18 protein-coding genes are annotated in these 25,593 nt (G+C 39.0%); 10 read left to right on the top strand and 8 right to left on the bottom strand.

Translation table 11 applies throughout. The annotated features are described in order from the left end of the window. Positions 1-197: 197 nt before the first annotated feature. The 8 genes from AC27VX_RS21685 to kduI all read right to left on the bottom strand — a co-directional run bounded on the left by AC27VX_RS21685 (position 198) and on the right by kduI (position 9,913). Positions 198-1,811 carry a UxaA family hydrolase gene (locus AC27VX_RS21685; RefSeq protein ID WP_488697909.1) on the bottom strand — a complete coding sequence of 538 codons (1,614 nt, stop codon included), beginning with the start codon at positions 1,809-1,811 and terminating at the stop codon, positions 198-200. Positions 1,812-1,816: 5 nt separating this feature from the next. Next, positions 1,817-3,283 (bottom strand): tagaturonate reductase, encoded by a 1,467-nt coding sequence (locus AC27VX_RS21680; protein ID WP_300690472.1) that lies wholly within the window; start codon positions 3,281-3,283, stop codon positions 1,817-1,819. Positions 3,284-3,406: 123 nt separating this feature from the next. After that, the gene (locus AC27VX_RS21675) at positions 3,407-4,933 is read right to left on the bottom strand and encodes an MFS transporter (RefSeq protein WP_300690470.1); all 1,527 of its coding nucleotides are present in this window, start codon (positions 4,931-4,933) and stop codon (positions 3,407-3,409) included. A 216-nt stretch (positions 4,934-5,149) separates the two neighbouring features. Further along, on the bottom strand, positions 5,150-5,818 hold the full coding sequence (locus AC27VX_RS21670) for a bifunctional 4-hydroxy-2-oxoglutarate aldolase/2-dehydro-3-deoxy-phosphogluconate aldolase (protein WP_488697907.1): 669 nt from the start codon (positions 5,816-5,818) through the stop codon (positions 5,150-5,152). Positions 5,819-5,820: 2 nt separating this feature from the next. Next, the gene (locus tag AC27VX_RS21665; RefSeq protein WP_488697905.1) at positions 5,821-6,828 is read right to left on the bottom strand and encodes a sugar kinase; all 1,008 of its coding nucleotides are present in this window, start codon (positions 6,826-6,828) and stop codon (positions 5,821-5,823) included. Positions 6,829-6,868: 40 nt separating this feature from the next. Beyond that, positions 6,869-8,266 carry a glucuronate isomerase gene (gene uxaC, locus AC27VX_RS21660; RefSeq protein ID WP_488697903.1) on the bottom strand — a complete coding sequence of 466 codons (1,398 nt, stop codon included), beginning with the start codon at positions 8,264-8,266 and terminating at the stop codon, positions 6,869-6,871. A gap of 18 nt (positions 8,267-8,284) precedes the next feature. Beyond that, positions 8,285-9,067 (bottom strand): gluconate 5-dehydrogenase, encoded by a 783-nt coding sequence (locus AC27VX_RS21655; protein ID WP_488697901.1) that lies wholly within the window; start codon positions 9,065-9,067, stop codon positions 8,285-8,287. Between the two features lie 9 nt (positions 9,068-9,076). Then, complete coding sequence (gene kduI / locus AC27VX_RS21650; RefSeq protein WP_488697899.1) at positions 9,077-9,913, bottom strand: 5-dehydro-4-deoxy-D-glucuronate isomerase; 837 nt, start codon at positions 9,911-9,913, stop codon at positions 9,077-9,079. A gap of 873 nt (positions 9,914-10,786) precedes the next feature. Between kduI and AC27VX_RS21645 the strand changes: the two genes are divergently transcribed. The 10 genes from AC27VX_RS21645 to AC27VX_RS21600 all read left to right on the top strand — a co-directional run bounded on the left by AC27VX_RS21645 (position 10,787) and on the right by AC27VX_RS21600 (position 25,527). Beyond that, positions 10,787-13,804, top strand: coding sequence for a SusC/RagA family TonB-linked outer membrane protein (locus AC27VX_RS21645; RefSeq protein WP_488697897.1), 3,018 nt, complete (start codon positions 10,787-10,789; stop codon positions 13,802-13,804). Between the two features lie 11 nt (positions 13,805-13,815). Next, the gene (locus tag AC27VX_RS21640) at positions 13,816-15,651 is read left to right on the top strand and encodes a RagB/SusD family nutrient uptake outer membrane protein (RefSeq protein ID WP_300686480.1); all 1,836 of its coding nucleotides are present in this window, start codon (positions 13,816-13,818) and stop codon (positions 15,649-15,651) included. A gap of 76 nt (positions 15,652-15,727) precedes the next feature. Beyond that, positions 15,728-16,750 carry a pectinesterase family protein gene (locus AC27VX_RS21635; protein ID WP_300686482.1) on the top strand — a complete coding sequence of 341 codons (1,023 nt, stop codon included), beginning with the start codon at positions 15,728-15,730 and terminating at the stop codon, positions 16,748-16,750. 180 nt (positions 16,751-16,930) lie between these two features. Next, a complete protein-coding gene (locus AC27VX_RS21630; RefSeq protein WP_488697894.1) occupies positions 16,931-17,926 on the top strand; it encodes a DUF4861 family protein in 996 nt (331 codons plus the stop codon). An 11-nt stretch (positions 17,927-17,937) separates the two neighbouring features. Next, positions 17,938-19,191, top strand: a complete 1,254-nt coding sequence (locus tag AC27VX_RS21625; protein ID WP_488697892.1) for a glycoside hydrolase family 88/105 protein — start codon at positions 17,938-17,940, stop codon at positions 19,189-19,191. Positions 19,192-19,224: 33 nt separating this feature from the next. Further along, positions 19,225-20,868 (top strand): glycoside hydrolase family 43 protein, encoded by a 1,644-nt coding sequence (locus AC27VX_RS21620; protein ID WP_488697890.1) that lies wholly within the window; start codon positions 19,225-19,227, stop codon positions 20,866-20,868. Between the two features lie 184 nt (positions 20,869-21,052). Beyond that, on the top strand, positions 21,053-21,898 hold the full coding sequence (locus AC27VX_RS21615) for a rhamnogalacturonan acetylesterase (protein ID WP_488697888.1): 846 nt from the start codon (positions 21,053-21,055) through the stop codon (positions 21,896-21,898). 1 nt (position 21,899) lies between these two features. Beyond that, the gene (locus AC27VX_RS21610) at positions 21,900-23,567 is read left to right on the top strand and encodes a glycoside hydrolase family 28 protein (RefSeq protein ID WP_488697886.1); all 1,668 of its coding nucleotides are present in this window, start codon (positions 21,900-21,902) and stop codon (positions 23,565-23,567) included. Positions 23,568-23,625: 58 nt separating this feature from the next. After that, positions 23,626-24,534, top strand: a complete 909-nt coding sequence (locus AC27VX_RS21605) for an alpha/beta hydrolase (RefSeq protein ID WP_488697884.1) — start codon at positions 23,626-23,628, stop codon at positions 24,532-24,534. A gap of 27 nt (positions 24,535-24,561) precedes the next feature. After that, positions 24,562-25,527, top strand: coding sequence for a pectinesterase family protein (locus AC27VX_RS21600; protein ID WP_488697882.1), 966 nt, complete (start codon positions 24,562-24,564; stop codon positions 25,525-25,527). Positions 25,528-25,593 lie beyond the last annotated feature (66 nt).

Raw genomic sequence — 25,593 nt, 5'->3', positions numbered from 1 at the left:
TATTCCGTTGTATACATCCATTCTATTATCTTTTCAGTGGTGTATGCAAATGATCGTTCCATTTTTAATACTCCATCATTGTAGCCTTGAATGCCGTTCAAATATACATTGTTTTTACCTCTGATAAAAGAAAATGCCCTCTACATTACATAGAAAGCATTTTCAATCCTAATATTTATATAATCGAAAAACAGTTTTTACAAACTCACTCCCCTTCTCCAGGGAATAAAATCGTTTTGGTTTAAAATAGCAGCTTTGGTTTTCACTTCTCCGCTGGCTACTTTGATGATAAATTCCAGCAGTTCTTCTGCTTTTTCATCAATAGTTTTTTCTCCGGTAATCACATCTCCGGTATTAAAATCGATGATATCCGGCATTCTCTCGGAAAGAGAAGTGTTGGAAGATATTTTCACCACGGGAACCACAGGATTTCCGGTAGGAGTTCCCAGACCGGTTGTAAATAGCACAATATTGGAGCCCGAGCCTACCAAAGCCGTCGTACATTCTACATCATTTCCCGGTGTACAAAGCAAATTCAAGCCGGGTTCTTTGATATATTCAGTAAAATCAAGAACGTCATTGATTGGGGATGAACCTCCTTTTTTAGCGGCACCTGCAGATTTCATAGCATCGGTGATCAATCCATCTTTAATGTTTCCCGGCGATGGATTCATATCAAAGCCTGAACCTGCCGCAACTACTGATGCTTCAAAGTCTTTCATCAACTGTAAAAACCTTTCTGCATCTTTTTCGTTTACACAACGGTTGACCAGCTCCTGCTCCACTCCGCACAGTTCCGGAAATTCTGAAAGAATGGTAGCACCTCCTATTCCGGCCATTAAATCCGACAGATGTCCTAATACCGGATTGGCAGAAATCCCTGAAAATCCGTCTGAACCGCCGCATTCCAGCCCTAATACAAGCTTTGAAAGCGGAGCCGGTTTCCTTTGGATATCATTAGCTTTTTTGATGGCTTCGTAAGAATCTTTAATGATTCCGCTGAGCATTTCATCCACCGTTCCGGACTTTTGCTGTTCGTAAACGATGATTGGTTTATGATTTTGCGGACTAATCTTTTCTAAGGCATCCTTAAAAATCTGTACTTGAAGATTCTGGCATCCAAGACTCAAAACCGTTGCTCCGGCAACATTCGGATTGTTGACGTATCCTGCCAGAAGTCTTCCCAACGCTTCTGCATCCTGACGAATTCCGCCACAACCACCCTGATGAGTGATAAATTTAACTTCTACATTTTTAAAAATTCTTGAATCCTGATCTTCTTCAGCAACTGCTTCCGCCTCTGAATTATGGATTAAAGATCTTAATAATAACTGGTGTTTGGTTGTTTTCTCAAATAAAAGCTCTTTTTCAAAAACATCTTTTAAGATCTCTACATTTCTGTTTTCACAAAAAACCAGCGGAAAGAACAGCCATACATTTTCTGTTCCTACCTGTCCGTCTTCTCTGTGGTAGCCCATGAAGGTCTTGTCTCTCCATTGGTCAACATTCGGGGCTGTCCAGGAAGTGGTTTCTGTTTTCTTTTGTACTTTTGCACTTTGGTGTTTCACATTCAGGGTAGTGATTACTTCTCCTTTTTGGATCGGCTGGCTTGCTTTTCCCACCAAGACACCGTACATAATGATAGAATCTCCCTCTGAAAGATCTTCCGTTACAAATTTATGCTTAGCCTTAGTATCTTTTATGATGTCATAAGTAAGATGACCCAAAGTAACAGTCTCCCCTTGCCTCAAATCAACCAGTGCAACTGCTACATTATCTTTGGGATTTACTTTCAGTACTTTCTTTTGCATGATTTTTAAGAATAAAATTGAACGAAATTGTGATAAGCCGTTTCTGTGTCGTGATGATCAATTTCCCATAATGCTTTTGCTACGGCAGATTTCAAGCCTTTAACCTTAGTGAGGTCCGTATCCCAGAAAGATGCTTCGCTTAATGCCAGCTCCGCAACGGTTTCATAATCATTATAATGAGTCCAGATCTCTTTGAATTTCTCAACCACAGAGCTTTCATCATTCAAAGGAAGCAATTTCTCACCATAACTTCCCTGATAAAAACGGATTAAACTTGCCAGAGAGAAAGTCAGGTTAAGCGGTAATTTCTGATTGATGTCAACATACCCTAAAAGGCTTGGAAGGATTCTTACTTTAAATTTGGATACAGAATACAAAGCGATACTTGACAAATAGTGTTTGATAAAAGGGTTTTTGAACCTGTCAAAAACATCTTCTGCAAAGTTTTTCAATTCATTTTCATCCAATCCCAAAGTCGGGTTCACTTCATTGAAAATGGTTTCACTTAAAAAATTACCGATAAAGGGATTCTCAATAGATTCCTTCACTGTTTCCATTCCTGATAAAATAGCAGGAGCCAGCATCAAAGTGTGCCCGCCATTCAAAATCCGTACTTTTCTGAGACGGTAAGGCTGAATATCATCCACCACAAGGATCTGCTCATTAATCTGATCAAAAGGTATCCTCCCTTTCAGATTATTAACATCCTGAATTACAAAAAGTAAAAATGCTTCCGAAACCACCATCATCCGGTCTTCATAATCAAGCTGTTCTTCGTAAGATTCAGCATCATCTTTAGGATACCCCGGTACAATCCTATCTACCAGCGTATTATGAAAATAATTATTCTGTTCGATCCATTGTGCGAAACGATCGTCTAAATTCCACAGTTTTGCATATTGAAGGATGATTTGTTTTAAAGCTAAAGCATTGTCTTCAATCAGTTCACACGGGATAATTCTCAATCCTTTTTCAGGAGCTCCATTGAAATGTTTAAACCTTTCATATAGTAAAACAGTTACTTTCGCAGGAAAGTTTTTGTGCGGACCCTGATAAGTATTTTCAAGTTCATCATAAGCAATTCCCGTTTCTGTGGTATTGGAAAAAACAAATTCCAAGGCCTCTTCTTTGGCTAATGCAAGGAACTCATCATAGTGTGTATAGGGATTGACTGATTTTTGAATAGCGGAGATAATCTGTTTTTCATCAATGATCTCTCCTTTTTTAATCCCTCTTGTAAAAAGAGTGTACAGATTATCCTGTTCTTCAAGCTTGTGAACGGAACCGCCCTGAGTAGGCTGCACATTCACAATTCCGGCATTGAATCCTGTTTTTTTGTTAAGCAAATCAATCACATAATCTGTGAAACCCCTCATGAAATTACCCCCTCCAAACTGCACAATTTTAATAGGCAGTTTCTCCTGAGAATCATTGAATTCACGATTTAATTTTTGTTTTATCTGATTTTCCATCTTTATTATTTTGAATATCCTTTTTGACTTTAACGCAAAGACTGCAAAGATTTTTTATTGATTTTAAGTTCACAAAGCCATTTCAGTCAGCTATTTTTATTGTGATGTTAAAGGAATATTGAGTTATTGTATCGCTTTGTATTTTGGGACTAATGTTTTCATTACACTCCATGCAATCAGGTAAGCAACGGCACAGATGGAAAAAATGATCATATATCCTTTGTCTATTCCATCTGAAATGATCACACCGGATTTTTCCAGGTTGTATAAAAAGTTCTCAGGCAGACGCTCATTGATGTACTGCGGGTATTTTTCAAGCAATGGTGTTCCGTCAACAGTTGTCCATGCTTTATGGGCATGGTCAAACAATACCCCGGATGACTTATTGATAAGAAAAGAACCTACTCCTCCTGCCATTCCTCCAATTCCGGTAATGGTTGCAATCGCTTTTTTAGGAAACATATCGCCAACGGTGGAGAAAATATTGGCTGACCACGCCTGATGAGCTGCTCCTGCAATTCCGATAATCAATACGGGAATCCAATAGGTAACAGAACCTAAAGGCTGTGCAAACAAAGCCAGTAACGGGAAAAATGCAAAAATCAGCATTGCTTTCATTCTTCCTGAATAGGCATTCATACCTTTCTTTTCTACGAAATATTTAGGAAGCCAGCCTCCGATAATGGACAGTAAAGTAATCATGTAAAGCACGAACAGCGGTAATGCACTTTGAGTAGAATCCATTTTATAAACGGAACTCAGATAAGCAGGTGTCCAAAAAAGGAAAAACCACCAGATCCCGTCTGTCATAAACTTTCCGAAAGCAAAAGCCCACGTCTGTCTGTAGCTGAAACATTCTTTGAAAGAAAATCTCTTTTCTGCACCTGATCCATTTTCAGCCGGGAAATCATCCTGATCCTGCTGAATGTAGATCAGTTCGTTTTCATTCACTTTGTGATGTTCATGAGGTTTCTTGTAATAAAACACCCAAAGCCCCATCCACACAAAACCTAAAGCTCCGATGATGATAAATGCCCACTCCCAGCCCATAGATTTTGCAATAAAAGGAATACTAACCGGTGCAGCCAAAGCTCCTACCGTTGCTCCGGCATTGAAAATACTCGTTGCCAATGCTCTGTCTTTTTTAGGGAAATATTCTGCTGTTGTTTTGATGGCTGCCGGAAAATTTCCTGCTTCACCTACAGCCAGAACAAAACGGGCAAAGATAAAGAGGGTAACACTTGTACTGATAATGGCTCCGGCGTTATCTACCGTACCGATGATTTCTTTGGACTCTTCAAAACTTACCAGCCAGTTTCCGGTAAGAACTCCTGAAGTCGCGATTCCGCAGAATGCATGAATAACCGCTCCTACAGACCATATTCCGATAGCCCATAGAAATCCTTTTTTGGTATCCATCCAGTCCACAAACTTCCCTGCAAAAAGCATACTTACCGCATAGAAAATAGAGAATAATGCGGTGATATTTCCATAATCATTATTGTTCCAGTGAAATTCCGGAGCAATGAAGTCTTTCCAGGTAAGAGACAGCACCTGGCGATCCATATAATTGATGGTCGTTGCAATGAAAAGAAGTACACAGATCGTCCATCTGAAGTTACTCGGTTTCGAGGATATTTCTTTTTTCATATCAATCGTTAATAGTATTGATTTTTATTGATTTTGACAACAAAAAGGAGCAAAAAACTCCCTATCCATACTGATTTCAGTACAGGAATTATTATTTTCTTAAACCATTATGATTTGATTAGGGAATTTGGAATAATGAAGTTAAGCTTTGCTTTAAGATCAATGAATCTTCCTTTTCAAATTCCTTTAATGGTTTTATTAAAATTGTAAGGATCTTTATCTTAATTCTTTAATGATCTGAATGGAACCGGCAACTGTCTCTGTAATTTTTCTGTAATCATATTGGCTTTCTTCATTTTTCACAAATAACTGTGAGCCTAAACCGACACAGTAGGCACCTGCGGAGATCCATTGTGTAATATTTTCTTTTGTGGGAAGCACCCCGCCTGTCGGCATAATATTCGTCCATGGCATTGGCCCTTTCACTGCTTTGATGAACTCTGGTCCTCCAACCTGTGTTGCAGGGAATATTTTAACTATTTCAGCACCCAGCTCTTCTGCATAAGAAATTTCAGAAACAGAACCACAGCCTGGCATCCATGCTACTTTTCTTCTGTTGCACACCTTAGCCACTTCGGGATTTAATAACGGAGCTACAATAAAGTTTGCACCATTCTGAATGTACAGTGAAGCGGTTCCGGCATCGACAACCGAGCCTATTCCTACAATCATTTCAGGCAGTTCTTCTGCGGTATATTTTATCAGTTCAGTGAAAACTTCATGAGCAAGGTCGCCCCTGTTGGTAAATTCAAAAACGCGGGCACCGCCCTCATAACAAGCCTTTATGATATTCTTGCCTATTTCAGCATCTGCATGGTAAAATACAGGAACAATTCCTGTCTCCTTTGCTTTTAATGCTACTTCTATACGGGTAAATCTTGCCATAATTATCTTTTTATTCTTCCTCCTGAATTTCCGTTCATAACTTCCATAATATCTTCAACACCAGAGTAATTGATATCTCCGGGAATGGTATGCTTAATAGCGCAGGCTGCATTGGCAAATTTCAATGCCTTTTGCTCATCAAAGTGAATCAAACCATAAATAAGACCTGCTGCAAAAGCGTCTCCGGTCCCGATTCTGTCGACTACAGGGTTAACCTCCAGAAGCTCAGTTTCAAAATAATTCCCGTCCACTAAAGCTCTTCCCTGCGTCTGCTGAGAACTCGCTGTAACACCTATTCTTATTTTATCGAAAATTTTATGAATGGAGGGGATCTGTTGTTTTAATTCTTTACAGGCTTCAATGAAACCTTCTTTATCTGAAGAAAACTGAGTTCCGAGAATTTCATTGATTTCATTCACTCCACCCATGAAAATCGTAGAGTAAGAGACCAGTTCTTTCAAAACTTCGTTCCCATTTCTGCCGTATTTCCAAAGGTTGGAACGGTAGGCCGGATCTGTTGTAATCTGAATTCCTTTTTTTTGAGCGGTTTTCAGACCTTGCTTTAATGTTTCATAGGCCGTTTCAGAAATTCCGGGGCTGATACCAGTCCAGTGGAAATATTCGCAATCTTCAAGGACCTTTTCCCAGTCTACATGGCCAGCCTGAATATTGGCAAACGATCCGTTAAGCCTGTTATATGCTATTCTGCTGGCACGGACAGATGAACCCACTTCCAGAAAATACAGCCCTAACGGATGTTCATTTTTACTGATGAAAGTCGTGTCAATTCCAAAGCCTTTGATGAAAGAAACAGCAGATTCTCCCACAAAATCATTGGAAACACAGCTGATATGTTTCACTTCGCAGCCCATTGCTGCTAATGAAGACGCTACATTAAGCTCTGTTCCTCCGAAAAAGAACTCCATTTCGTGGCTTTGTTTCATGGTTCTGTTTCCGGGTGGGGAAAGACGCATGATCACTTCACCGAATGTGACTATTTTACCTGTCATAATGTATTAAATGTACAGATTCAATGATTGTATTTGAATTTTAAAAATCAAAATAATTTTTAGCGTTGTGATAACAGATGTCTGAGATCGTTTTCCCGATCAGCTCTATATCATCCGGAAGTTCTCCGTTTTTCATCTCTTCTCCGAAAAGGTTACACAATACTCTTCTGAAATATTCGTGTCTCGGATAAGAAAGAAAGCTTCTGGAGTCGGTAAGCATTCCTACAAAGCAGCTTATTAATCCCATATTGGAAAGAGCATTCATCTGCTTGATCATTCCATCTTTTTGATCGAGAAACCACCATCCTGAGCCGAACTGTACTTTTCCTTTGATGCTGCCGTCGTTGAAATTCCCGATCATGGTGGCAAAAATTTCGTTATCGGCAGGGTTTAAATTGTATAAAATGGTTTTCGTCAATCTGTCTTTTCCATCTAAAGTATTTAATAATTTAGACAACGTTTCAGCCTGAACAAAGTTTCCGATAGAATCCCAGCCTGTATCCGGACCCAGAATTCGGTGCATTCTTTCATTGTTATTCCTCAATGCACCCAGATGAAACTGCTGAACCCACCCATACTGATGATATGCTTCACCCAGGAATAATAAAATAGCTGTTTTGAACTGATTCACCTGTTTTTCGGCAATTACTTTTCCTGCCAGTTTATCATTGAAAATAGCATTCACTTCGGCTTCTGTAGCCTCTTCGAAAGAAATATTGTTCAGACCGTGGTCACAAAGTCTGCATCCGTTTTCATGGAAATAGTCGATTCTTTTAAGTAAAGCATCACATAACGTCTGGTAAGAATTGATTTCAATTCCCGCGGATTCGCCCAGTTTAGAAATATAATCAGGGAAATTATGATTTTCAATTAAAATAGCTTTGTCAGGACGGAAAGCGGTGCTTACTTTGATGCTGAAGTCACTTTTTGCAAGGTCCTGATGGTAATTCAACACATCTGTAGGGTCTTCCGTTGTACACAGAGATTCTACATTCATCATTTTCAGAAGACCTCTTGTTGATTTTTCAGGAGTCTGAAGCTGAGCAGTGATGTTGTCATAAATTTCAGATGCATTATCCCCACACAAAAGTTCATCAATTCCGAAGTATCTTTTTAATTCCAAATGAGTCCAGTGATACAAAGGATTTCTCAAAGTATAAGGAACTGTTTTTGCCCATGCTTCAAATTTTTCTTTGTCTGAAGCATCTCCTGTGATGAATTTTTCATTTACTCCCATCGTACGCATGGCCCGCCATTTATAGTGGTCGCCTGCAATCCACACTTTTGAAATATTCTCAAAAACAGTGTCTTCTGCAATATCTTTAGGAATCAGATGATTATGATAATCAATGATTGGTTGTTTTTCTGCGAATCTGAAGTAGAGTTCTTCAGCGTATTTATTTTGTAATAAAAATTGATCTGTTATAAAAGGTTTCATTCTAGTCTAATTCTGTTGTTATTCATTAGCCGGTCTTCCGATTGTTGCCAGGATTCCGCCATCAACGTAAATAATTTGTCCGTTGATAAACTGACTGGCCTCAGAAGCCAGGAAAATAGCTGTTCCAGCAAGGTCTTCGGGGTTTCCCCATCTTCCTTCCGGAGTTCTGCTGATGATAAAATCATTGAAAGGGTTCCCATCCACGCGAATAGGTTCTGTCTGAGAGGTTGCAAAATATCCGGGACCGATTCCGTTCACCTGGATATTGTGTTTGGCCCATTCTGTTGCCAGATTTTTGGTAAGCATTTTAAGACCGCCTTTTGCAGAAGCGTAGGCTACTACATTATCACGACCCAGCTCACTCATCATCGAGCAGATATTGATGATCTTTCCCGATTTTCTTTTGATCATATATTTGCCGACTAATTTCGACATGATAAAAGGTCCGGTAAGATCTACATCGATTACTTTTCTGAAGTCTTCCACCTCCATATCAATAGCGGGAACACGTTTGATGATACCTGCATTATTGACAAGGATATCTATTTTTCCATGGGTAGCTTCCATCAAAGCTACTTTCTGAGCAGCTTCAAGCTCGTCTGTTACATCAAAAAGATAACCGGTTGCATTATATCCTTTTTCATGATAATATTGTAAAGCCTGGTCTAGTTTTGACGGGGTCGTACTGGTGATTGCCAATTCAGCTCCTGCAGCAGCAAGACCTTCAGCCATAGCCATTCCTAATCCATGGGTACCGCCTGTAACAACGGCTACTTTGCCGGATAAATCAAATAAATTCATTGGAAAAAATTACTTTAGTTCGTTTGTTTTGATGCCGTCCATATCACCGTAGTCCATATTTTCTCCGGCCATCCCCCAGATAAAAGTATAATTGGAAGTTCCTACACCGGAATGAATAGACCATTCGGGAGAAAGCACCGCCTGTCTGTTGGTCATAAAAATGTGGCGGGTTTCATCAGGCTGCCCCATGAAGTGGCTTACTGTCTGCCCTTCTTCCAGATCAAAATAGAAATAAGCTTCCATTCTTCGGGTATGAGTATGGGCAGGCATTGTATTCCAGACACTTCCAGGCTGAAGTTCTGTCATTCCCATCTGAAGCTGGCAGGTTTCAAGAACAGAATTTACAATCAGTTTATTGATCACCCTTTTATTGGCGTATTTTTCGTCACCCAGCTCTACAATTTCAGCTTCGTTCTTTGTGATCTTTTTCGTAGGATAGGTATGATGTGCAGGGGCAGAATTGATATAGAAATACGGCTGTTCATCACCGGATCTTTCAAAAATCAGCTCTTTTGCGCCTTTTCCAATGTATAAAGCTTCTTTATTTCCAAGTTCATAAACTTTACCATCTACATTTACTTTTCCAACACCTCCTACATTGATAATTCCCAGCTCTCTCCTATCCAGAAAGTTTTCAGCTTTCAAATCATCAGTAGGCTCCAGCTTCAAAGCTCTGGACGAAGGCATTATACCACCCACTATAAGCCTGTCATACATAGAATAGACTAATTTCACCTGATCTTCATTGAATAAATCATCGATAAGAAACTCCCTCCTAAGATCTTCTGTAGTATACTTTTTCACATCTTCGGGATGATGGGCGTAACGAAATTCTGATTGTGCCATACTGCTTTTTACTTTTTCTTTTTTGCGGTTTTCTCAAACCTGTTAAACATAGTGTAATCGATTGCATAAAATCACACTAAAATTTGCAGAAATACTTGTGGGATAAATATATAATTATTCTCTAATTAGTTAACAAAAAATTAATTTAAATTTTAAAGTAATTGATTTTCAGACTAATAAATTTTAAAAACTAAATGATTTATTTGGAAAAACTGTAAAAAAAGCGATTCTATTTTAACCAAAAACTGAACGAAACCTATCTTTAAATATAAAATCGTGCCAAAAAAATGAATCTAATAATCAGTATTGAATTGATAAAAATATAACCAATTTACACAATAAATAATACCCATTAATGGATATTATTAAAAATGAAAAAATACACCATTCAAAGACCGTCTTAAAAGCTGACAAAAATCAGAAAAAGCATTTAAAATTTCTCCCAACATCAAAATTTCGGGGTTTTTAAGAGGTAAAATCTGCGATGATTTTAAGTAATTTTTAAGTTTTTAAATTCTTAATCATTAAAAAATTTCTTAATTTAAAAACCTTTTTAAGGCTTGCAAACAAATACACAAAATACTATAAAACAAGTATTTACAATATAATTATCAACATTTATTTTGTTAATAAAACCGATTAAAACAGGTAAATTAATAAAAAAATAATATTTTTTTCTTTGTGTATTGAAAAATAATATTAGTTTAGGAGCCAGAATAATGTTTTACAAAAAATTACGCAATCGATTGCACTAAAGCGTAAAAAATATTGAAAACATAGCAGCCACTAAAATCAGCAGAATACTTGACAGTCCTCAACAAAAAACGATTGAAAAAACTTTCAACCAAGAATTAAAACTATAAGGATACAAAAATGGATAAAAGAGTACAATCAATAAAGTGGTTATATTTAACTGTTTTTCTGCTTCCTGTCCTTGCCATGGCTCAAGAAAAAGAAACAAAAAAAGATAAAGAAACCAAGCTGGATGATGTGGTTCTGGTAGGCTATACAAAGGTTTCTAAAAAAGATGTTACGAATGCTGTTTCTTCTGTGAAAGGGGAAGCTCTGAGAGATATGCCCTCTACAAATGCTGCTGAAGCCATCCAGGGAAGGCTTGCCGGAGTACAGGTTTCTCTCAGCGAAGGATCTCCCGGCGCAGATGTGGATATTGTGATACGCGGAGGAAACTCCATCACGCAAAGTAATGCCCCCCTCTATATTGTAGACGGTATACAAATGGATAATGCCCTGAGCATACTTTCTCCAAAGGAAATAGAATCCATTGAAGTGCTGAAAGATGCTTCTTCTACTTCTATTTTCGGCTCGAGGGGCGCGAACGGTGTAGTGCTGATCACCACGAAAGGCGGACGTAAAAAGGGAAAAGCAACGATCAATTACAATGGTTTTGTAGGGGTAAGAAGCATTCAGAACAAAATTGATGTACTGGATCCTTATCAATATGTGCTTTATCAATATGAACAATACTATAAGAACGGCGATGTAAAAGATATTGAAACGTTTAACACCCGTTATGGTACTTTTGATCAGCTGGACAAATATAAATCGGTTAAAAAGGTTAACTGGCAGGATAAACTTTTTGGAAGAGAAGCTTTTAACTTCACCCATAATGTCTCTATGTCCGGAGGATCTGAAAATTCTGCTTTTGCGCTAACGTTAAATAATGTAGAAGAGGATGGCGTGATGATAGGTTCAGGATTTAAAAGGAATATGGCAAATTTCCGGTATGATTATGATGTGTCTAAAAAACTAAGCATTGGAGTAAATGCCCGTTACAGCCGTCAGATGATTTACGGAGCAGGAACTTCTGCTTCAGGTTCGCAGACCACCAACCGTTTGAGAAATGCGATAAGATATCAGCCTTTTGAAGGGGGTTCTTCTGTGGATGTGGATGATTTTGATCCTTTATTTGCCGATCAGACGAATCTTGTAAACCCTGTCTTGCTCGCTAATGATGAGATCAAAGAAAGCGGAAGAAACGACTTATTGCTTAACGGAACGATTGATTATAAGATCAGCAAAGATTTCACTTTCCGAAGTGTCATCGGATACGTGCAAAGGGATCAGATCGTTAACCAGTTTTCAGGTCCTGTTACCAGTCTGGCCAGACAGAACAATGATCAGCCTGTGGTATTTTTAAGTAATTCCCAAACAAGAAGAATCACAAATACGAATACCCTGAACTACAGAAAAACTTTGGGAAATCATAAATTAGATTTATTGGCAGGCCAGGAAACGGTAAGAACGGATGGAGAATCTACTTCTTTCAATATCAAATGGTTCCCGAAATCAGCTTCGGCTCAGGAAGCATTTGCTAACGTACAGCTGGCTTCTCCTCCATCAGGAATGATTCAGGATGCGCCTAAAACGGCAAGAGAAGTGGACCGTCTGGCTTCGTTTTTTGGAAGAGCCAATTATATTTATAAGAACAAATATATTGCAACGGTATCTATGAGAGCGGATGGTTCCAGTGTTTTTAAACCAGGAACCAATCAGTGGGGATATTTTCCGGCAGCCTCATTAGCATGGAAGATCAAGGAAGAAAATTTCCTGAAAGAAAACAATTATGTGAATGAGCTTAAGCTTCGTTTAGGATACGGAAAATCCGGAAATAACAGAATTGGGGCATTTTTATACGATACCTTCTTTACTTCTTCTTCGGATTACGGATATGCGTTCGGGACCAGTGTAACCCCTGGTGCTACTACAGGGAATATTATGGCTAATCCTAATGTAACCTGGGAAACAGCAAGTTCTTATAATGCAGGTTTAGATTTCGGCTTTTTCAAAGGAAGGGTTTATGGTACTCTTGATGTCTATAAAACCCATACGAAAGACCTTTTATTATTGGCTAAAATCCCTCAGACTTCAGGTTATGAATATCAATACCAGAACTCCGGAAGCAGTGAAAATAAAGGAATAGAATTCTCTTTAGGGACCACTATCATCAGCAAAGAAAACTTCTCATGGAAGATGGATGCGAATATCTCCTCCAACAAAAACACGATCAAAAGCTTAGGAAGTAATGCATCGGCAAGTTCGAACTATTACTACTACCCTTCCGGATGGCAAAATAACTTATTTGACTTCCTTGTACAGGTGGGAAAACCGGTGGGCACTTTTTGGGGCTACGAGACAGCCGGAAGATACGAAGTGAGCGATTTCAATTATGATGTTACCACCCAAGCTTATACTTTAAAGGCCGGAATAGCAAGTTCTGCCGCAGTAGCTAATGGAGCAAAAGCCGTACAGCCGGGAGATTTAAAGCTTAAAGATCTTAACGGTGACGGTGTGATCGACAGCAAAGATATGACTGATCTTGGAAATGCACAGCCTAAATTCTATGGTGGATTTACCCAAACCTTCCGTTATAAGAACTGGGATATGAGCCTTCTTTTTAATTTCTCCGTAGGAAATAAGGTATATAATGCCAATAAAGTAGAATATTCTACTCAATATCTGTATAAAGACAATAATATGCTTGCGGAAGTGGCAGACCGCTGGAGATGGTTTAATGATGCGGGACAAAAAGTAACAGACCCAACTGCCCTTGCAGCACTTAATGCCAATACTACGATGTGGACTCCGCCTTCCGGAGCTTACTTCCTGCATTCCTATGCTATTGAAGACGGTTCTTTCTTAAGACTGAACAACCTAACTATTGGATTCACCTTACCAAAAGGATCTTTAGAAGCAATGGGCGTTAAAAACCTGAGATTGTACGCTACCGTTAATAATGTATTTACCATTACAGGATATTCGGGATTTGATCCGGAAGCCAATACCAGAAGAAACCCACTTACACCGGGAGTTGATTATTCCGCCTATCCGAGAAGCAGATTTATTTTATCAGGAATAGACATCACTTTCTAAAAACAAACGTTATGAACAAAAATAAATTTTCAAGCCTTTTCTTATCTCTTGCCTGCGTGGTCACGCTAAATTCCTGCAGTGATTATTTAGAGGTGGAAAATCTTTCCAATACCACAGAGAAACAACAGTTTGACTCAGCACCGGATACTTTTGCTGCACTCGTGGGAGTTTACAACAGCGCCATGGGTGACAATACCTACGGACAGAGAATGAATCTTATTCTTTCACAGTCGGGAGACGATTTCAGAACATCCGGAGATTATAATGCCAATGACAGAAGAGGAATCAGCTGCTTCGGAGCAGTACCTACCAACACGGAATTACTGAGGCCTTTCCTTGATACTTATACAGGGATTGAAAGAGCCAATCTTATTATCAAGAACATCCCAATCTCACCTGTTTATCAAACCGGATCAGCGGCTGATAAAAAGCTGATGGACCGATATCTGGGTGAAGCTTTAACCCTTAGAGCCCTTTTTTATTATGATTTAATCAAAAACTGGGGGGATATTCCTTTTCAGGATGTTCCTTCTGCCGACCTGCCTTCTGTATATCTTCCTAAAACAGACCGTGATGTCATCTATGATCAATTATTGGAAGACCTGGCCCAGGCATCAACCTTAGTTCCATGGAAATCCGAGGGAGGAACAACTGCTCAAAGACTGTCAAAAGCAGCAGTAAAAGGGTTAAGAGCAAGAATTGCATTGGCAAGAGCAGGATATTCTCTTCGCAGAAGTCCGCAAATGATGGCACAGGGATCTAACCCTCAGAAATATTACCAGATCGCTTACGATGAATGTAAAGACATCATCAATTCCGGACAGCACAAACTGAATCCTAGTTATGAAGGGCTTTTCAGATCACTGCATACCAACAGCCAGGATACAACGAACGAGGTTATTTTCGCGGTAGGTGCGTTCGGAGGAAATTCCAGAACAGATTCTAAAATAGGATATTATAACGGATTAAGACATGACGATACAGACTGGAAATCAGCCGGAGGAATCAGTGCTATTCCTACTTATTTCTATGAATTCAGCAAATATGATCTGAGAAGAGATGTAAATGTGGCTATTTTCAGGGTAAGTACCACAAAGCAGGAGGATCTTCAGACTTCAATCAACTGGAATGACGGAAAGTTCAGAAAATCATGGACCGCCATTACGGGAACTTCGCAGAATTTAGGGATCGACTGGCCTTTACTAAGATATGCCGATATTTTATTAATGTTTGCTGAAGCAGATAATGAACTGCACAGTTCTCCTTCACAGGAAGCTATTGACGCTGTAATGGCGGTAAGACAGAGAGCTTATGCAGGAAACTTAGGTCAGGTTGGAACTATTCCCACTTCAAAAAATGCCTTCTTTAATTATGTAGTACAGGAAAGACTGCTGGAATTCGGAGGGGAAGGATTAAGAAAATATGACCTGATCCGCTGGAATCTTCTGGAAACAAAAATTAATGAAACCAGACAAAAGCTAACCGATTTTATGAACGGAACCGGAGCTTATGCCAATGTTCCCGAGTATATTTTCTATAAAAAACCAGCTTCAACAGTTGTAAATTACGTTCCTTCAAGAACAGCCCAGCAAAATGTTCTGGATATGGATCTGTATGTCAACGGAATCAGCAAGGCGGATGTATTCTACAGCCCCAACCAAAGTGTAGCCACTCCTTCAGGATACACCAAAATCAGCTGGAGACTGGCCATGACACAGCCTTACATCAGTGGAGATCCTGTGAAAAGTTATGCTTACTATTTCCAGCCTAACAAAAAGGAGCTTCTTCCTATTGCACTGGATGTGATCAATTCAAATTATAACCTTACTCAGGATTACGGATATTAGATAGTTTAACATTCATATGAAAATACAGACTGTCTCTGTAGCGGATCAGTCTGTATTTTACCCAAAAAGTCATTCTATGAAAACCTCCTTATTCTTAAAAAATAATCATCTGTTTCTCATCGTTCTGGTCGCTCTGTTCAGCCTCCTTTCTTTCAAAACCAATGATAGGACCATCATAGTTTCGAAAGACGGAAAAGGTAATTTCACAACGATTCAGCAAGCGGTTGATGCTATTGAAAATGGTTCTTCCGTAAGGACGAAAATTTTTATAAAAGCCGGAATTTATAAAGAAAAGATCATTATTCCCGAAACAAAAGGTGCTGTTTTTCTGGAAGGAGAAAATCCTGAGAAAACCATGATCACCTATGATGATTTTGCTTCTAAAAAGAATGCAGAGGGAAAAGAAATCGGAACAACGGGCTCATCTACAGTTTTTATCTACTCCAATGATTTTACAGCGAAGAACATCTCTTTTGAAAACAGTTCCGGAAAAGTAGGCCAGGCTGTTGCCGTTCTTACCTCCGGTGACCGGATCGCCTTTGAAAACTGCAGATTTCTAGGTAATCAGGACACTTTATACCTAAAAGGAGTTCAGGATATGCAGGACAAAACGAAACCTTCAAGGAATTATTTTAGAAACTGTTATATAGAAGGAACTACCGATTATATCTTCGGGGCAGGAACCGCTGTTTTTGAAAACTGTATTATTTATTCGAAAGAAACGGCAAGCTATATTACGGCAGCTTCTACTCCAAAGGACCATGAATTTGGATTTATTTTTATCAATTCAAAAATTACAGGTAATGCCAAAGACCATTCGGTATATCTGGGAAGACCCTGGAGACCCTTTGCAAAGACCATTTATATTGATTGTGAAATCAATTCAACAATAAAACCCGAAGGATGGCACAATTGGAATAAGCCTGATGCAGAAAAGACAACATTCTATGCAGAAAGCAATTCAAGAGGAGCTGGTGCTGATAACAGCCAAAGAGTTCCATGGTCACATCAGTTAAGCAAAGAAGAAAGAAAAAAATATACAACAGTCAACATCCTTAAAGGAAAAGACAACTGGAATGTAAAAAAGAGCTTACCATAATGAAAACCTGATCCACACAGCCAAAGAACAGCTACAGTTGCCATAGACGGAAATTGGATAAAAACGAAAACAATATTAAAGTCTATCTGAATGATATTGTAAAAAAATAACCGATGAACAAAGCTAATAACCATGAAAACTCATTATTAAAAATCGGCACGCCCCATAATAAAAAATAGTATGAAATTCAGTTTGTTTAAAATAGTCATTGCAGGAGCTTTTATCAGTTCTACCCTTTCAGCACAGACCTCTGTGATTGAAACCATTAAGAGAAATCCTAAAGCTCCCTTTTCCTACACAGAACTTTCCATTAAAAAAGGCGGAAAATGGGAAGGAAATCAATACGTTGGCGGAACTTTCCAAAACGTTCAGGAACTTACTCTCCCCGATTCTCACACCGACCATTCTTCTTACATCAGGTATGAGGGAATCGGTCTGGAAAACAACCAGATTGGCTACAGGCTCTATCTGGACTGGAGAAATGCAACGGATATTTTCGGAAAAAAAGTGACAGCTTTGGTATTGCCGGAAGTAGGACAAGACGGCTTTGAATCCTATCATCATGATGCACCGTGGGGGCAGGATATTTTAAAATCCGGGCGCAGCATAGGAATCGGCTCTTACGGCAGATATGATGAACAGAATGATTATGTGGAAACCTTTAAAATCGTAAAAAATACCACTGCGAAAGTAATCAATGAAAAAGATCAGTCTTATGCTGTCATCGATTATAAAGGTTGGAAAACCTGGGGCGATGCAATAGATTTACAGTCAAAACTGACCATTTTTCCAAAAGACCGTTTTGTAAAAGTAGACCTGAATCTGAGCAATACCCTTTCAGGTTTGTGCACCGGAATTGTTGCTGTTAAAGATATTCCGGTAAAACAGGGAATCAGCAAAAATAAAAAATGGGGCTATATTGCAACTTATGGACAGCAGACCCTTGCCCAAAAAGAAGACAACCTGGGAATGGCAGTCTTCTACCCCCTTGAAAATTTCGATAAATATGCCAAAACGAAATCCACTCACACCATCGTTTTCAAAAAGACAAAGAATGTATCCTATTACTTTTTAGGAGCCTGGTCTCAGGAACCCAATGGTTTAACAACCGAGGAATCTTTCTATCAGGATCTGGATAAAAAACTGGATATTCTGGATAAAAACAACCAACTTTAAAGTTTAAAATCATGAACTTTATCAATAACACTATCAAAGTATATGCATTGGCTGCAGTATGTTCGGGATTCTTTTTATCCTGTGCACAAAAAACTTTACAAACCGCCTCACTAAATGTAGAGTCCGAAGTAAAAGGTAAAATTTCGGCCCAGCTTCCTTGGTCGCAAAGAATGCTTCTTTCCGAGATGAAACGTTTCCCGCAAGCCTGGATGCTGGATTATAACAAAGCTCCGAAATGGAGCTACCCTACCGCTATCGTTCTGGAAGGTGCAGAAAAACTGTATGAAAAAACCGGAAACAAAGACTATTACAACTATATCACAACCTTCGGTGAAACGATGGTGAAAGAAGACGGAAACATCATTTCCTACGACCTTTCCAAGTATAATATTGATATGCTGAATTGCGGAAATGTACTTCTTTACCTTTATCAGCAGGAGAAAAAAGATAAATATTTAAAAGCGTTACAAACCCTGCGCTCCCAGATCAACGGCCAGCCAAGAACCTCAGAAGGTGGATTCTGGCACAAGAAAATCTATCCCAATCAGATGTGGCTGGATGGTTTGTATATGGCCGAACCTTTCTACGCCCACTACACCCAATATTTTTCAAAAGGAGAAGCCGCTGAAAAGGCATTTAATGATATTATCAATCAATTTGACTTAATTCAAAAGCATTTGCTGGACAAAAAAACCGGACTTTTATATCATGCCTGGGATGAAAGCAGAGAACAACAGTGGGCCAACAAAGAAACAGGACTTTCTCCCAATTTCTGGTCAAGAGCGATGGGCTGGTACGGAATGGCGATGGTAGATGTATTGGATTATTTACCACAAAACCATCCGGGAAGGGCCAGGTTACTTTCATATTTAAAATTTTACTGCGACGCTGTTATCAAAGTTCAGGATAACAAAACAGGACTTTGGTATCAGGTTTTGGACAAAGGAGGAGAAAAAGGAAATTATCTGGAAGCAACAGGTTCATCCATGTTTGTATACACCATGATCAAATCTGTCAACAAAGGATATTTACCCAAATCATACAAAACTTACGCAGATAAAGGCTACAAAGGCATCATCAAAAACCTGATTACAGTAGATGAAAACGGGGTGGTAAGTTTAAATAAATGCTGTGCCGTAGCAGGCTTAGGCGGAACTCCCTATAGAAGTGGCTCTTATGAATATTACGTGAATGAAGAAGTCCGTTCCAACGATCCGAAAGGGACAGGTCCTTTTATTCTGGCCAGTTTAGAATTTGAGAAATAAAGAAAGGCCTTAATAAAACGTCAATCAGATTCTATGAAGACAAAAAGTATTTTAAATATCCTTTCCATTACGGCATTTTCAGTAGCTTCCACTTATCTGCAGGCACAGGAAAAAAACTATGTTTCCGAAGTATGGACTGCTGATCAGGGGAAGAACTACAGAAATCCAATTTTGTATGCAGATTATTCCGATCCAGATGTTATCAGAGTTGGCAATGATTACTATATGACCGCTTCAAGTTTCAATGAAGCTCCGGGGCTGCCTATTCTTCATTCAAAAGATATGATCAACTGGAAGCTGGTCAATTACGCTATTCAGGATATCCTTCCTGATGACCATTTTTCCACTCCAAAAAGAGGCGGTGGAGTTTGGGCACCAAGCATCAGATTCCACAAAGGTGAATTTTACATTTATTGGGGAGATCCGGATTTCGGAATTTATATGGTAAAAACCAAAGATCTGCTAGGAACCTGGGAGAAACCGGTATTACTAATGGAAGGAAAAGGCTTAATTGACTCCTGTCCGTTTTGGGATGATGACGGAAACGCCTTTCTGATTCATGGCTGGGCCGGAAGCCGCGCAGGAATAAAAAGTATTCTGACTCTTAACCGAATGAATCCTGAAGGAACAAAAATCCTGGATAAAGGAACTCACGTCTTTGATGGCCACGATTCCCATCCTACAATAGAAGGCCCTAAAATGTATAAAAGAAACGGTTATTATTATATTTTTGCTCCGGCAGGAGGCGTAGCAACAGGATGGCAGCTGGTATTACGGTCAAAAAATATCTATGGTCCTTATGAAGAAAAGATTGTACTGGAGCAAGGCTCAACGGATATCAACGGGCCTCATCAGGGTGCCTGGGTAGACACTCCTTCCGGAGAAGACTGGTTCTATCATTTTCAGGATGTAGATGCAGGTGGAAGAATTGTTCATCTACAGCCTATGAAATGGGAAAAAGACTGGCCTGTCGTGGGAATTGATCATAATAAAAACGGAGTTGGCGAGCCTGTGTTAACGTATAAAAAGCCTAACGTTGGCCAATCCTATCCCGTTACTGCCCCTCCGGAAACTGATGAGTTTGATGGTGAAAAATTAGGATTACAATGGCAATGGAGCGCCAATCAAAACATCGTATGGTCGTCCAAACTTCCCGGACAGCAATTTTTAAGATTATTTTCTGTAAAAGTTCCGGAAGGTGAAAAAAATCTGTGGAATGTTCCGAATCTGTTAACCCAAAAGTTTCCTGCTCCAAATTTCACTGCATCAACGAAAGTTAAGCTAACTCCCGAAGATGCCAAAGAAGGAAAAACCGCAGGATTGCTGATTATGGGGCTGGATCATCAATCCATAGTTATTACAAACAAACAGGATGGTTACTATTTACAGCTGAGAAAAGCAGAAAAAGCGGATAAAGGAGGTGAGGAAAAAATTGTATTCGAAACGAAATTAAAAAACAACGAAGTCTATTTAAAAGTCAATGTAAATGAACCCAACGGGTTATGCCAGTTTAGTTACAGTGAAAACGGAAAAAACTTCATACAGGCAGGCGACGTTTTTCAGGCCAAACCCGGAAAATGGATCGGAGCAAAGGTAGGATTATACAGCATAAGCACAGAAAAAGCACCACGAGGAGGCTATGCCGATTTTGACTGGTTCAGGATTACAAAGAAATAAATTAAGCTGGAAAACGCTAACCCCCTAAGCCGTTAAAATACGCACAATTATAAGGTGCAAAAATTTCATCTGCAATAAAATTGAAAACCACTAAAACTGCTGAAAATCTTTGATTTTCTTGAGCCTTAAAACAGGACAAAGAATAAAAAGCACTTACGCTTTTGCGATAACCAACAAAAAAATCATGAAGAAAACAATATACAAAACCGCTTCAATTTTATTCAGTATAGCCCTGTTATCAGCGTGCCAGTCACAAGACAAAGCCCAAAAAGCCACAGTAAAACCGAATAAAAAAGTAACCCACATCTACCTCATCGGAGATTCTACCATGGCCGACTACACCGGAGATTACGATCCCGGAAAAAACTATATGAAAGTAAGATACCCTATTACAGGTTGGGGGCAGGTTTTTCAGCCTTTTTTTGTGAAAGATAGCCTAGCTTCTCTGAAACCTGCTATCACAACAGATTCCGTAGCAGTTATTGACAGGGCCCATGGCGGAAGAAGTACCCGTACATTTTTTCAGGAAGGAAGATGGCGGTACGTTTATGAGCACCTTCAGCCCAAAGATTATGTGATCATGCAATTCGGGCATAATGACAGTTCCGAAAAGCATCCTGAACGTTATGTAAACATTCAGGGATATAAAGAATTTCTAAGGCTATTTGTTACCCAGACAAGAGAAAAAGGAGGAAATCCCGTTATAGTAACACCTGTAGCAAGAAACTACCCCTGGAAAGAAGGAAAACTGAACAATGCACATGGAGAATACTGGCAGGCTCCAATTGATATTGCCAAAGAAATGAATGTCCCATACATTGATCTCAATAAACTATCGATGGAATATTTCACCTCAAAAGGACAGGATTGCACTACCAACAACTACTTTATGAATCTTCCTGAAAATCTTTACGAAGCTTATCCAAAAGGACAGAAAGACAATACTCATTTTCAGCCTGAAGGGGCAAAAGTAGTTGCATCACTGGTTTATAAAGAATTTAAAAATTTAATTAAAACTCAAAAAAAATAATATGAAGAAGTCTCTTACCATTATCGGCTTAGCCGCAGCAATGATGTTTTCCGGACAACTATTTGCCCAGAATCTGGATATTTATAAAAACATTGAGTTTACCATGCCTCAGGTTGCCGAAACTTCTTTTCCTGCCAACACCGTATCCATCACACAATTTGGAGGGGTTGCGGGGGGAAATGTGAAAAATACGCTGGCTTTTAAAAAAGCGATTGATGATCTAAGCAAAAAAGGTGGCGGAAAACTGGTTGTTCCCAGAGGAATGTGGCTAACCGGCCCCATCGAACTGAAAAGCAACATCAATCTCCATGTAGAAGAAGGTGCATTCCTTATTTTCAGTAAAGATAAAGATGACTATCCCCTGGTAGACGTAAGTTTTGAAGGAGTAAATACCGTTCGCTGCCAGTCCCCTATTTCAGCTAAAAATGCTTCTAATATTGCCATCACGGGAAAAGGGGTCATTGATGGAAGCGGTGATGCCTGGAGAGCTATCAAGAAAAGTAAAGTAGCAGAAACCGAATGGAAAGAAATCATCAAATCTGGTGGAATATTATCTTCTGACGGCAAAAACTGGTATCCATCAGAAAGTTATAAAAAAGGATTTGAAAGCAGCTCAAACTTCAATGTTCCGGACAAAATATCCAAAAATGAACTGACCACTGTAAAGGATTTCCTGCGTCCGGTGATGGTAAGCCTGGTAAGTTGCGACAAAGTATTGCTGGATGGTCCTACTTTCCAGAATTCTCCGGCATGGAATCTTCATCCGTTGATGTGTTCCAATGTGATTTTAAGAAATCTTACCGTAAGAAATCCTTGGTTTTCCCAAAACGGTGACGGTGTGGATCTTGAATCCTGTAAAAATGTACTGATCTACGAGAATACATTCGATGTGGGAGACGATGCAATCTGCATCAAATCAGGAAAAAATGAAGACGGAAGAAAAAGAGCAATGCCAACAGAAAATGTGATCATTAAAAATAATATTGTCTATCACGGCCATGGAGGATTTGTGGTAGGAAGTGAAATGTCCGGTGGTGCAAGAAATATTCATGTTTCCGACTGTACATTTATCGGGACGGATATCGGACTTCGTTTTAAAACTACCCGTGGAAGAGGAGGAATTGTTGAAAATATTTATATTAAAAATATTGATATGATTAATATCCCAACGCAGACTATCGGTTTCAATATGTTTTATGAGGGCGCTTCTCCGGTTTTAGAGGACGGACAGAAACAGGAAGGAAACAAAACACCTGAAAAAATTTACCCAGTCACAGAAGAAACCCCGATTTTCAGAAATATTTACTTTAAAAACATCAATGCAGTCAATTCTTACGAAGCGATTACCTTAGTTGGTTTAGCAGAAATGAATTTGAAAAACATTATCATTGAAGATTCAAAATTTGATACTAAAAAAGCTTTGACCATCGTAGATGCTGACGGCATCCAATTGAAAAATGTAACCCTGAAATACACCGAAGGAACAGGAGCCACAGTTTACAACAGTAAGAATATCAATCTTTCAACTGTAAAATTTGAATCCTCTAACAAGCCTTACATCAAAATTTCAGGAAGTAAAACAGGAACTGTGCTCTTACCCAAAGAAGCCACTGCAGATAAAAATGCTTTTTCTGTAGCCACTGATATATCTAAAAATGCAGTAAAATAAAACCCTGCATCTTTACCATTTTACAACTTTCAGAACAAAAAAGCAATTCCTCAAGCGAATGATTTTTAATAAAAGACATACTTATATTTCTATTTTCTTTGTAGGGATGATGGCATTCGGGCAAACTAGCAGACCGAATGCTTCTCCTTACACCAACGAAGCCACCTTTGAAAAATTAAAGAAAAAATACCCGTTCATTACCCCTATTGACCGCCCCGTTCCACAGAATATAAAAATTGATAAGAATGTAGAATATTCCAACATCAATGGACTTTCCTTAAAAGCAGATGTTTATTACCCTCTTGATTCATCAAAAAAATATCCGGGAATTGCAATGGTTCACGGTGGCGGATGGATTTCCGGAAGCAAAGAAAATGAGAAATATATGGCGATGGAACTGGCTTCCAAAGGATTTGTCGCCATTGCTATAGGCTACCGTTTAGCAGATGCAGCAAAATACCCTGCGGGAATTGAAGATATTGAAAACGGTATTCAGTGGCTGAAGAAAAACCATGCAAAATACTCTTTAGATAAAAAGAAAATAGTAGTTTTAGGAGAGTCTGCCGGAGCACAGATGGCAACATTGGTGGGAGTTAAAGCCGGAAATAAAATAAAGGCTATCATTAATGTAGACGGAATTGTCTCTTTTACACATCCTGAAGCTGAAGAAAGCACTTACGCGTCCTATTGGCTGGGTGGTGACAGAGATACAAATTTAAAAAACTGGACAGAAGCTTCCCCTTTGGAATATATTGATAAAAATACACCTCCTACCCTGTTCATTAACAGTTCTCAACCAAAGTATCATGCCGGTAGAAATGACATGATGAAAAAACTGAAAACGTACAATATCCCCACGGAGTTTCACGAAATAAAAGACTCTCCGCACTCTTTCTGGTCGGCCGAGCCATGGTTTACAGAAACATTGGATTATACAGTTGAATTTTTAAACAAAATTTTAAAGTAATTTACAAGACGATTAAGAATAAACAGCATGAAAAAATTTCTTTTACTTCTATTCATTTCAACAGCTCAGTTTCTGCTGGCTGAAAGCGATCCCTATATTAAAATTACGGTTGCTCAGGATGGAAGTGGTGATTTCAATTGTATTCAGAAAGCCATCAATTCGGTAAGAGATCTGGGACCTGCAGAAGCTTTGATTATAATTAAATCAGGGACTTACCATGAAAAAGTAGTCATCCCCTCTTCAAAGCACAAAATCACATTGGAAGGTGAAAATAAAGACAACACGATCATTACAAACAATGATTTCTCGGGAAAACTTAATACATTCAATGAGAAAATGACAACATTCAACTCATATACCGTTCTGGTGATGGGTGATGATATTAAAATCAGTAATCTGACCATACAAAACAGCTCATGCAATGAAGCTCAGGCAGTTTCCCTTCATGTAGAAGGAGACCGTTTTACCATGACAAATTCCAATATTTTGGGGTGTCAGGACACTATATATTGTGCAACTAATCACAGCAGACAATATTTTGAAAATTGTTATATAGAAGGAACTACAGACTTTATTTTTGGACAGGCAACGGCTGTTTTCAAAAACTGTATCATTAAAAGCCTGGCAGATTCTTATATCACTGCTGCTGCAACGGAAGCCGACAGAAAATATGGCTTTGTATTTTTAGACTGTAAGCTGATCGCTAAAGAAGGCGTCACCAAAGTGTATCTGGGAAGACCATGGAGACCTTATGCAAAAACAATTTTCATCAATACAGAAATGGGAAAACACATCGTCCCTGAAGGCTGGAATCCCTGGAAAGGAGACAAAATGTTTCCTGATAAAGAAAAAACCGCTTATTATGCTGAATATGGTAGTAAAGGTCAAGGAGGAAATACCTCAAAAAGAGCTGAATGGTCTCATCAGCTGACAAAAAATGATGTTAAAAACCACACCCTGGAGAAAATATTCAACTGGTTTACAGGATATTAAATCATAGAGTCAACACAAACGTGTAAAGTTTTGGCTCTGTACATAATCCACAACAACCTCCATACA

This window comes from Chryseobacterium sp. 14P4.3.2, assembly GCF_057799275.1.
The sequence above is the reverse complement of the archived record's forward strand: the minus strand, read 5'-3'. Positions and strand labels throughout refer to the sequence as shown.

Coding starts and splice junctions, on each gene's coding strand:
- AC27VX_RS21685 (WP_488697909.1), bottom strand. CDS start 1,811: ATGCAAAAGAAAGTACTGAAAGTAAATCCCAAAGATAATGTAGCAGTT.
- AC27VX_RS21680 (WP_300690472.1), bottom strand. CDS start 3,283: ATGGAAAATCAGATAAAACAAAAATTAAATCGTGAATTCAATGATTCT.
- AC27VX_RS21675 (WP_300690470.1), bottom strand. CDS start 4,933: ATGAAAAAAGAAATATCCTCGAAACCGAGTAACTTCAGATGGACGATC.
- AC27VX_RS21670 (WP_488697907.1), bottom strand. CDS start 5,818: ATGGCAAGATTTACCCGTATAGAAGTAGCATTAAAAGCAAAGGAGACA.
- AC27VX_RS21665 (WP_488697905.1), bottom strand. CDS start 6,828: ATGACAGGTAAAATAGTCACATTCGGTGAAGTGATCATGCGTCTTTCC.
- uxaC (WP_488697903.1), bottom strand. CDS start 8,266: ATGAAACCTTTTATAACAGATCAATTTTTATTACAAAATAAATACGCT.
- AC27VX_RS21655 (WP_488697901.1), bottom strand. CDS start 9,067: ATGAATTTATTTGATTTATCCGGCAAAGTAGCCGTTGTTACAGGCGGT.
- kduI (WP_488697899.1), bottom strand. CDS start 9,913: ATGGCACAATCAGAATTTCGTTACGCCCATCATCCCGAAGATGTGAAA.
- AC27VX_RS21645 (WP_488697897.1), top strand. CDS start 10,787: ATGGATAAAAGAGTACAATCAATAAAGTGGTTATATTTAACTGTTTTT.
- AC27VX_RS21640 (WP_300686480.1), top strand. CDS start 13,816: ATGAACAAAAATAAATTTTCAAGCCTTTTCTTATCTCTTGCCTGCGTG.
- AC27VX_RS21635 (WP_300686482.1), top strand. CDS start 15,728: ATGAAAACCTCCTTATTCTTAAAAAATAATCATCTGTTTCTCATCGTT.
- AC27VX_RS21630 (WP_488697894.1), top strand. CDS start 16,931: ATGAAATTCAGTTTGTTTAAAATAGTCATTGCAGGAGCTTTTATCAGT.
- AC27VX_RS21625 (WP_488697892.1), top strand. CDS start 17,938: ATGAACTTTATCAATAACACTATCAAAGTATATGCATTGGCTGCAGTA.
- AC27VX_RS21620 (WP_488697890.1), top strand. CDS start 19,225: ATGAAGACAAAAAGTATTTTAAATATCCTTTCCATTACGGCATTTTCA.
- AC27VX_RS21615 (WP_488697888.1), top strand. CDS start 21,053: ATGAAGAAAACAATATACAAAACCGCTTCAATTTTATTCAGTATAGCC.
- AC27VX_RS21610 (WP_488697886.1), top strand. CDS start 21,900: ATGAAGAAGTCTCTTACCATTATCGGCTTAGCCGCAGCAATGATGTTT.
- AC27VX_RS21605 (WP_488697884.1), top strand. CDS start 23,626: ATGATTTTTAATAAAAGACATACTTATATTTCTATTTTCTTTGTAGGG.
- AC27VX_RS21600 (WP_488697882.1), top strand. CDS start 24,562: ATGAAAAAATTTCTTTTACTTCTATTCATTTCAACAGCTCAGTTTCTG.